This window comes from Herminiimonas sp., assembly GCF_030645555.1.
Taxonomy (GTDB): Bacteria; Pseudomonadota; Gammaproteobacteria; order Burkholderiales; family Burkholderiaceae_D; genus Oxalicibacterium.
Genome location: NZ_JAUSME010000204.1, coordinates 1 through 8,550, shown reverse-complemented (window position 1 = coordinate 8,550; position 8,550 = coordinate 1). Strand labels below are relative to the sequence as shown.

Genomic DNA, 8,550 nt, shown 5'->3' with positions numbered 1-8,550 from the left:
GGTCGACATGCCGACCGCGGTGGCGCACAAGATCGTCATGCCGCATCTGGCGGAATTTGTCGCGCAGTACCCGCATGTGCAAATCGAGATCAGCAGCGTCGATCGCCGGGTCGATGTGGTGCGGGAAGGATTCGATTGCGTGTTGCGCGTCGGCGATACCGTCGATGCGTCGCTGATTGCGCGCAAGCTGGGTGCGTTTCAAATGGTCAATTGCGCCAGCCCGGCTTATCTGAAGCAATACGGCATGCCGCAGTCGCTGGACGATCTGGCCTCGCATCAATTGATACATTACACACCGGTGCTCGGCATGCGCTCTGCCGGTTTCGAATATGTCGTCGATGGCAAAACAATTTCGCTGCCGATGTCGGGCGCGGTCACCGTCAATAATATCGAAGCCTATGAAGCGGCATGTATGGGTGGTCTCGGGATCGTACAGTCGCCGCTATCCGGCCTGCGCGATCATCTTGAAAATGGCCGACTCGTCAGCATCCTGCCTCAATACATCCCGGCGCCTATGACAGTTTCGCTGCTGTACTCACATCGCCGCCATCTGCCACAACGCGTGCGGATATTCATGGATTGGCTGGCCAACCTGATGGAGCAACACTATCCATTTTTAAAATAAAAAAGAAGACGCATGCATGCGTCTTCTTTTTTTTCGCTCTCTTTTCTCTATCCGATTATTTTCATTTGACGATGCTTACCGAATCAGACTTTCACGCGCAGCTGAACTGATCGCCACCACCGCAGGATGCGACAACTGTCTTTCCACCGAAATGGCATAGAACTGTTCCGTCACTAGCGTGGTACGGCCGATTTCAGTCACGCCATACTGCTTCTTGATTTGCTCGGCGACTGCTGACGGGGCGGCAAAAATTCCCTTGCCGGCTTCGCCAAATGCCTGCAGCAAGGCGCCATCGTCAAACTCGCCGATGATGCGCGGATGCACTTTTTCCTTTTCAAACCAGCGTATCAGGCGCGGCCGCACCGCAGCGTCTTCACCCGGCATCAGGAAAGGCGCGCCATCCAGGCTTTTCGGGAAACCCTTCTTGTATTGTTTCGCCAGTTCTGCCGTGGCAAAAAACGTCACGCCGCATTCGCCCAGCAAATGGTTATAGCCGCGCACGTCGATATTGGCCGGCATCGGGCTGTCTGCAATCACGATATCGAGCCTGTGCACGGCGAGGTCGGCCAGCAGATTGGTCAGCTTGCCTTCGCGGCAAACGATGCGCAGCGATTCCGGCAACTCCATCGCCGGCTCCAGCAACAGATAGGCAATCGCCTTGGGTACCGCATCGGCGACGCCGACGCGGAATTGCAGTGGCCAGCCGCCCGGCCTGAAGCGCAGCACTTCCTGCAACTCCTCGCCTAGCGTAAAGATTTCATCGGCATAACCGAGCACCACGCGCCCGGCATCGTTCAATTCCAGGCGCCGTCCTATCCGATTGAATAATTTGTAGCCGAGCACGTCTTCAAACAAGGTGATCTGGCCGCTGATGGTTTGCGGCGTCAAGTGCAGGCGTTCGCTTGCACGCCCTATGCCGCCTGATTTCGCCACCACCCAGAAGTAATGCAAATGCTTGTAATTCATTGTGCCCATCGCCACTCTCACTTCAGTTTTTACGAACGAAAATCTGATTATATTCGAATTTTCAAGAAAATAAAGAGTGCGTAAAGTTGCCATTCTTTATACTTCACAGCAGGCAGGCAGAGGCAAACGCGAAGCCGGATCATGCAGCTCTGCATGACGCGCTTCCCGCCCGACTTGCCTGGATACACAAACCGCAACAAGCGGAAAATGACCGGACAGCGGCTGATTTTTCTTGTTTTACTGATACGCCCTGCCATCCCTGGATGGCGGGCAAACATCGAGGATACAAGTAATGAAATGTCCAAGCTGCAGCGAAATGCGCCTGCTCACGTCGGATCGACATGGGATAGAAATCGACTACTGTCCGAATTGCCGTGGCGTATGGCTGGATCGCGACGAACTCGACAAACTGATCGATCGTTCCGCCGAAGCGCCAGCCGCAAGCCGCCATCGCGGCGAGCACAGCCACAAACAGGATGCAGCGCTGCATGGCTATAGCAAGGAAGGCTATGGCCAGAAAAACAAAAAAGACTTGATAGGCGAATTGTTCGATTTCTGATGGCGTCGCCGCCCCGGCGGGCCGGTTTCCTGCCACCACACTGCCTGCTCTGCACTCTCGGTCTCTGCCCGGCGCACGCTGCCATAGATGAAAATTTTCCAGCGCACATCCATGCCCAATGCTTTAAAGTAGCGGACGTCAGCGGTCATCAAGCACGCGAAAACAAGACTATAGGAATCATCTCAATGAATACAGCACTGGCAGCACTGGAACGTTTGCGCGAAGGCAACCGCCGCTTCGTGGCCGACATCCGCAATGATGAACACACCTCTGCACACACACGCCGCCAGCAAGTCGCCGATAGCCAGGAACCGTTTGCGATCATACTGGGCTGTTCCGATTCACGCGTACCGGCGGAAATGGTATTCGATCAGGGCCTGGGAGATTTATTCGTTATCCGCGTAGCGGGCAATATCGTCGCGCCCTCGCAAGTCGGCAGCGTCGAATTTGCCGCCGAGCGCTTCCGTACAAAACTGGTGGTCGTGCTCGGGCATTCACAATGCGGTGCGATTCTGGCCACGCTGGAAGAGTTGAAAAGACCGAGTGAAAACCAGTCGCGCAATCTGAAATCGATAGTCGACCGCATCAGTCCTTCTGTGGCAACCTTGCTCGAAACGGACTTGAAGCACGACCATGATGCGCTGGTCCATCAATCGGTGCGCGCCAACATACGCGCCTCGGTCAATCATCTGCGCCATGGTTCAGACTTGCTGGAAAACCTGATTCAGAATGAAGGCTTGCTGGTCGTCGGCGCCGAGTATTCGCTGGAAACCGGCGCTGTCGAATTTTTTGATGGCATACCGGCCGGCGCTTGAATCCCTGTTCCGACCTGCATCTGGGCTGGCGGCTGTGCCGTCAGCCAGCCGTCATCAGTATTCCAGGCTCAGCGTAATCGAGCCGAAATTCTGCGCATCCTTTTGTTCACGGAATTCCTTGCTGCGCAGGATATGGGCATAGGTGATCTTGCCGCCTACCCACTGCCACGCAAGACCTGCCGCCACATCGCCAACCAGATAGCGTTTCGACACGCTATGGCTATCGGAAAAGGTATTCCCGTCGAGGAAAATATCGCGCGCCACTGCACGGCCATCGACGGCAATGAAAGCATGCACGCCGCCATCCGACAGGCGGCGCGATTGATGCTCGGGCAGCGGCGCATTACTGTCGCTGGCCGGACGTATAGGCGAAGTGCCGAAATCGTTAGGTAAATAACTGCCGATGCGCATTTCCATCCCGGCATTCAGGTAAGTCTTCACATTACCCAGGCTAAAGCCATAGTGCGTGATCGCATCGATTTTCGGCCAGCCGGGGTTGGAGATTTCCAGCACCCTCATTTTTCTTTCTTTCACCAACTGGATGCCGAGTTCGTTCCTGAGCTGATTACCCCAGCCGTTGAAGTGCTCGATATCACGTATCTGATGTATCCAGTTTTGCGCCTCGCGCGCCATTGATGCCGGGCCGACCATACCGACATCGATTTCAACCACATCCATCTGTTTTTCAGTGCGCGCATTGTAGGCAAGCCCCAGGTACAGCCAGCCTGCATAAGGCCGGTCATCCTTGATCAAGTCAGTGCGCTTCTTGTCGGTAGGCGTGTACATCGCCTGCCCCGCACTGACCACCATATTGCGTGTATCGAAGGCGCCGGGTTGCACCGTTTCCGAAATGCGATTGAGCTGGCGCACCCATTTCGGCAGGCAAGGATCGTTGATGTAATCCTCCAGATTGGCAGAGATCCATGAGAACTTCATGCCGCTCGTGTAATTGCGATCCGTCCCGGTGAACATATCGTTTTCATAATAAAAATTGAACACGTCCGGATAATTCTTCAGCGCCCTCACGCCAGGCTTGCTCGTGCAGGTTTCGCTATTTTGCTCCTCTGCCTGCGCAGTGAGACTAAAAAGCAGCAGGAATGCCGCCACAGAAATATGGAAAAAACGAGCTATATGCATGAGATTTAAATCTGGATATGATTTTATTTGTTTGATATGTACTGGCGAAAACGTAAATCCAGTCGCACTGCCCACGCCCCCTGGCGGCAGGATGGCACAGACTACTTGTGCCCACTTGCTACGTCAAGGTGGCGCTGCATATGATTAACAGCTGCGCCAGTATCCAGGCTTGTTCTTTTAAGCGTTAAACTGAATGCTCATTCTTATTTTCAGGATCGCAAGATGAAACCATTTCACGCAACGATCGCCTTGCTGGCCATGTGCCTGCTTGCCAGCGGCTGCGCAAAAAAACTCCAGCCAGACAATCTCCCTGCGCTGTCCGGTTATGTGACGGGCAGCGTCGCCTATCGTGAACGCATTGCGCTGCCGCCGGATGCGAAGATAGTCGTGAGTCTGGAAGATGTCAGCCGCAGCGATAAAAGCGCAGCCTTCGTCGCCCAGCAAACCTTGCGTCCCAGCGCGCAAGTTCCTGTCCTGTTCAATCTGCGCTACATCCCGTCCGCCATCAACAGAAAGCATAGTTATGCAGTGCGCGCAGCCATACTGGATAGTGAGGATGAGTTGATGTGGGCCTCGACTGCATCCTATCCAGTCTTGTTCAACGAGCCGGAAAAACCGCTCGCCATCGTGATGGAACGCGTAATCCATCCTGATCCTGTTGCAACGCCACCCGTACACACCAGCATAGGATACAAATGCGACGAGATTGAATTCATCGCGAAATTCGAAGCGAACATCGTGCAGATACTGTTGCCGGCACGGACCCTGACGCTGCCACGCGTGATTTCCGGCTCCGGCGCACGTTACACCGACGGCGTCACGACATTCTGGAGCAAGGGCGACACGGCATTGTTTGAAATGAATGGCGTCAGCTACAAAGGCTGCAAGGCAGATCCACTGCCTACGCTATCGAAATAACTACGCCCATATTACGGCTGGCGCAAACGCGCTGGCGACAGGATCAAGGCAGGCCCAACACCCACAAGGCATCGCGCTGCAAGCAGAAGCAGCGCTTTTCTGCTGCGCTCAGGCGCTTCATTGCATACTCGGCTTTGGACGCCGTCGAACGATCCGGATATTCAACAACCGCCAGCAGGCGGCGCGGTGGATGCGAGCGCGTGTAGCGCGCGCCCTTGCCCTTTTCATGCGCGGCGTAGCGTGCCGCCACATCGACTGCGATGCCAGTGTAGATGCTGCCATCGCGGCATTCCAGCAGATAAAGAAACCATGTCATGGCGCAATAGTATCAAGAGCGTATACATCTGCACATCGCGGCATGCCTGCGCTTTGCAAAACAATTCCTGATCGAAGTTTGGCTATACTGGAGCGACTCCATTTGCATCCGGGTGATTTCCATGACAACCATCTACTCCGGCATACGTTCATCGTTGCTGTGCATCGCGCTCTTGCTGTCCGCTGCTGCAGCCAGCGCAGCGGAACCCGTACTGGAACTGTCTTTCAGCAAACAGCACCAGCAGCTGACGCGCAGCGACTTGCTCAAGCATCCAGCCTTGCGCACGATTACGGTTCCGGCCGATTCCGCCTACCAGCGGGCGATGCAATACCGTGCCCTGCCCTTGCTGGCTATCCTGCGCGACTTGCGCGGCGTCGATACCGTGCAATTCAAGACCGAGCATGGTTTCGTTGCGAATATCCCGGCACAGTTACTGTCCGGCCCGGCAGAACCATGGCTGGCCATCGAAGCGGCGCATGCGCCATGGCCGGCACTGAAAGCCGGTGGGCGGAGCGCGGGGCCGTTCTATCTGGTCTGGCTGGCACCTGAAAAAAGCGCCATCTCGCCTGAGCAATGGCCGTACCAGATTGCCGCGATCAGTGAAGTAGCCGCGCTGCAAACCCGCTATCCGCAAATCCTGCCGGACCCATCCCTAGCCAGCGACAGTGCGCAATATCGCGGTATGCAAGCCTACATCACCAATTGCGCAGTCTGCCATCAAGTCAATGGCGGCGGCGATGCCCAGGTCGGGCCGGATTTGAATCGCCCCTTCAATCCGACTGAATACTTCCAGCCGGAATTCCTGCGCAAATTCATACGCAATCCAGCCGCGGTACGCACATGGCCGCAGTTAAGGATGCCGGGATTTCCTGAACAGGTGTTAAGCGATGCGCAGCTTGATGATGTGCTGGCCTACCTGCGTCACATGGCGCAACGCAAGTAGATTGCTGAGGCAGTTTGATTTGATGTAACGCCTGGGGATGGCGCTGGGATGGTGCCTAGTGCGACTCCGCCGGCACGCCGGTAAAGAAGCGCGACTGCATTTCTTCCAGCCCCAGCGTTTGCAAGACTTCCTGCAAGCGCTCGGTCGGACGCTTGCGCGGCAAGTCCTTGTAGCTGGCTATGATCAATTCGTTTTTCATCGAATGTTCCCAACCCACCAGCTCCGTCACATTGACTTGATAGCCATGCGCTTCGAGTTGCAGGCAGCGCAATACATTCGTGACCTGGCTGCCGAACTCGCGCGTATGCAAGGGATGGCGCCAGATTTCCGTCAACGCATTCTTCGCCAGCGTCTGGCCCTTGTTTTTTTTCAACACCGAGGCAACTTCAGCCTGGCAGCACGGCACCAGCACGATGAATTTTGCCTGCTTCTGCAGGGCGAAATGGATCGCATCATCGGTGGCGGTATTGCATGCATGCAGCGCAGTGACGATATCGATTTTTTCCGGCAGGCGATCCGAAGTGATTGATTCGGCGACTGACAGGTTCAGGAAAGACATGCCGGGGAAATTCAGTTTTTTCGCCAAGGCTTGCGATTTCTGTACCAGTTCGTCACGTGTTTCTATGCCGTAAATGTGCGAGTTATCCTTGCGCTCCTTGAAGAACAAGTCGTACAGGATGAAGCCCAGATAGGATTTGCCGGCGCCGTGATCGGCCAGCGTGATGTCAGGATGATCGGCCTGTATCTCCAGCAACAGCGGTTCTATGAATTGATACAGATGATAGACCTGCTTGAGCTTGCGCCGGCTATCCTGGTTCAGCTTGCCGTCGCGCGTGAGGATATGCAATTCCTTCAACAACTCTATCGACTGGCCGGGTCTTATTTCATGCGCTTCCTTGCTGGCGTCCTTCGTTGCATCCTTGCTGGCTGCTTTTGTTGCTGGCGTTTTACTCATCTGGCTGACTTCCGTGATCTTGGTGTGCGCCCACTATAGGGATTTTGCCGGCCAGCGGCAAGTTCCATCCCGACCAGCGCGGGAACTATGGCTGCATCCCTGCAGTCGGACCTAGCGCTGCTGCGATGGCAGCGGAAAATACTGATAAGCTTCGCGTCGCGCAGATATTCCGCCATGCTGACGTCGCTCTTGCGAAACTGACATGGTTTTCTTGCCATGTAGACTTGCCCACACATATCCACGCTGCCTATATTTTGCCCAACAGATTCATTTTTCACAAAAGACTCGCTTGTTACTGCGCCCTGCTGTTTGCATGCTGCCTGCCGACGCTGACGCAAGCGCAGGCCGCCGCCGCTTACACCGTCACCATCAGCGGCGCAGGCAAGCTGGATACGCTGCTGAAAGACCATCTGGAAATCAGCCGCCGCCTCTCGACGGATGCATTGAGTGCAGAAGAAGTGCAAAGACTGGTCGAAATTGCGCCAGACCAGATACGCGCACTGCTGGCGACCGAAGGCTATTTCTCCCCCACCATTACACATGCACTGGATCAGCAGACTACGCCGTGGCAGGCGCGCTTCGATATCGCGCTGGGTGCAGCAACCACGATAGCGTCGGTCAACATCGTTTTCAGCGGCGACATCACGCAAAACAATCAGCCGCGGGCGGAACGCTTGCGCAGTCTGTGGAGCTTGCAAGTCGGCGACATCTTTCAGCAAAAAGCCTGGGATGAAGCCAAGAACAGCTTGCTGAAAGCCTTGCTGGTCAGGGACTACCCTGCTGCCAGCATCACGCAAAGCCAGGTCCGCATAGACCCGGCGAGCAATAGCGCAGCGCTGACGCTTGAAGTCGATTCCGGCCCGGCATTCACCTTCGGGGCATTGCAGATCGCCGGCTTGCAACGTTATGCAAGCAGCATGGTGGAAGAACTGAACCCGATCAAGGCGGGCGAGCCGTATTCCCAGGAAAAACTCAATGAATTGCAGGCGCGCGTGCAAGACACGGGCTATTTCCGCTCCGCATTTGCCACTGTAGAAATCAATCCGCAGCAGCCGCACGATGTACCGGTCCGGCTCGACCTCACTGAAAACGAACGCAAACGCCTGTCGCTGGGCCTGGGCTTTTCGACCGATTCCGGCGCGCGCGGACAGGTGAAATGGCTCAACCGCAATTTCCTCGGCCGCGACTGGCGGCTGGAATCGCAGCTGCGGGTAGACCGGGATACGCGCGTGCTGGGCTCGGATGTCTATCTGCCGGCGCTCAAGAATGGCTGGCGTCCCAGCGTAGGCGCGCATTATGAATACACCGATAGTGCG

The 8,550-nt window shown here is 55.7% G+C and carries 11 protein-coding genes; 6 read left to right on the top strand and 5 right to left on the bottom strand.

Going from position 1 to position 8,550, the window contains the following annotated elements:
• Window positions 1-625, top strand: a 625-nt coding sequence (locus Q7T06_RS07940) for a LysR substrate-binding domain-containing protein (RefSeq protein WP_304783073.1), incomplete at its 5' end; no start/stop codon positions are given.
• Between the two features lie 75 nt (window positions 626-700).
• Here Q7T06_RS07940 and nhaR read toward each other — a convergent pair.
• The gene (nhaR, locus tag Q7T06_RS07935) at window positions 701-1,600 is read right to left on the bottom strand and encodes a transcriptional activator NhaR (RefSeq protein ID WP_304783070.1); all 900 of its coding nucleotides are present in this window, start codon (window positions 1,598-1,600) and stop codon (window positions 701-703) included.
• A gap of 38 nt (window positions 1,601-1,638) precedes the next feature.
• Window positions 1,639-1,869, bottom strand: coding sequence for a hypothetical protein (locus Q7T06_RS07930; protein ID WP_304783067.1), 231 nt, complete (start codon window positions 1,867-1,869; stop codon window positions 1,639-1,641).
• 14 nt (window positions 1,870-1,883) lie between these two features.
• On the opposite strand from Q7T06_RS07930, the gene Q7T06_RS07925 reads away from it, so the two are divergent.
• A complete protein-coding gene (locus Q7T06_RS07925; protein WP_304783063.1) occupies window positions 1,884-2,150 on the top strand; it encodes a zf-TFIIB domain-containing protein in 267 nt (88 codons plus the stop codon).
• A gap of 185 nt (window positions 2,151-2,335) precedes the next feature.
• Window positions 2,336-2,965, top strand: coding sequence for a carbonic anhydrase (locus tag Q7T06_RS07920; protein ID WP_304783061.1), 630 nt, complete (start codon window positions 2,336-2,338; stop codon window positions 2,963-2,965).
• 54 nt (window positions 2,966-3,019) lie between these two features.
• Here Q7T06_RS07920 and Q7T06_RS07915 read toward each other — a convergent pair whose 3' ends face one another.
• Window positions 3,020-4,102, bottom strand: a complete 1,083-nt coding sequence (locus Q7T06_RS07915) for a lipid A deacylase LpxR family protein (RefSeq protein ID WP_304783058.1) — start codon at window positions 4,100-4,102, stop codon at window positions 3,020-3,022.
• A gap of 222 nt (window positions 4,103-4,324) precedes the next feature.
• Here Q7T06_RS07915 and Q7T06_RS07910 point away from each other — a divergent pair, with 222 nt between their 5' ends.
• Window positions 4,325-5,020, top strand: a complete 696-nt coding sequence (locus Q7T06_RS07910; RefSeq protein WP_304783055.1) for a YbaY family lipoprotein — start codon at window positions 4,325-4,327, stop codon at window positions 5,018-5,020.
• A gap of 43 nt (window positions 5,021-5,063) precedes the next feature.
• Here Q7T06_RS07910 and Q7T06_RS07905 read toward each other — a convergent pair whose 3' ends face one another.
• Window positions 5,064-5,336 carry a GIY-YIG nuclease family protein gene (locus tag Q7T06_RS07905; protein WP_304783052.1) on the bottom strand — a complete coding sequence of 91 codons (273 nt, stop codon included), beginning with the start codon at window positions 5,334-5,336 and terminating at the stop codon, window positions 5,064-5,066.
• Between the two features lie 121 nt (window positions 5,337-5,457).
• On the opposite strand from Q7T06_RS07905, the gene Q7T06_RS07900 reads away from it, so the two are divergent.
• Window positions 5,458-6,279, top strand: coding sequence for a cytochrome c (locus tag Q7T06_RS07900; protein WP_304783049.1), 822 nt, complete (start codon window positions 5,458-5,460; stop codon window positions 6,277-6,279).
• Between the two features lie 55 nt (window positions 6,280-6,334).
• Here Q7T06_RS07900 and Q7T06_RS07895 read toward each other — a convergent pair whose 3' ends face one another.
• Window positions 6,335-7,234, bottom strand: a complete 900-nt coding sequence (locus Q7T06_RS07895; RefSeq protein ID WP_304783046.1) for an SAM-dependent methyltransferase — start codon at window positions 7,232-7,234, stop codon at window positions 6,335-6,337.
• Window positions 7,235-7,458: 224 nt separating this feature from the next.
• On the opposite strand from Q7T06_RS07895, the gene Q7T06_RS07890 reads away from it, so the two are divergent.
• A partial coding sequence (locus Q7T06_RS07890; RefSeq protein WP_304783042.1) for an autotransporter assembly complex family protein occupies window positions 7,459-8,550 on the top strand: 1,092 nt, incomplete at its 3' end.

Bases quoted from the DNA above. Each gene is read 5' to 3' on its own strand.
- Q7T06_RS07915 (WP_304783058.1), bottom strand. From the start codon at position 4,102: ATGCATATAGCTCGTTTTTTCCATATTTCTGTGGCGGCATTCCTGCTG.
- Q7T06_RS07905 (WP_304783052.1), bottom strand. From the start codon at position 5,336: ATGACATGGTTTCTTTATCTGCTGGAATGCCGCGATGGCAGCATCTAC.
- nhaR (WP_304783070.1), bottom strand. From the start codon at position 1,600: ATGGGCACAATGAATTACAAGCATTTGCATTACTTCTGGGTGGTGGCG.
- Q7T06_RS07930 (WP_304783067.1), bottom strand. From the start codon at position 1,869: ATGTTTGCCCGCCATCCAGGGATGGCAGGGCGTATCAGTAAAACAAGA.
- Q7T06_RS07920 (WP_304783061.1), top strand. From the start codon at position 2,336: ATGAATACAGCACTGGCAGCACTGGAACGTTTGCGCGAAGGCAACCGC.
- Q7T06_RS07910 (WP_304783055.1), top strand. From the start codon at position 4,325: ATGAAACCATTTCACGCAACGATCGCCTTGCTGGCCATGTGCCTGCTT.
- Q7T06_RS07895 (WP_304783046.1), bottom strand. From the start codon at position 7,234: ATGAGTAAAACGCCAGCAACAAAAGCAGCCAGCAAGGATGCAACGAAG.
- Q7T06_RS07925 (WP_304783063.1), top strand. From the start codon at position 1,884: ATGAAATGTCCAAGCTGCAGCGAAATGCGCCTGCTCACGTCGGATCGA.
- Q7T06_RS07900 (WP_304783049.1), top strand. From the start codon at position 5,458: ATGACAACCATCTACTCCGGCATACGTTCATCGTTGCTGTGCATCGCG.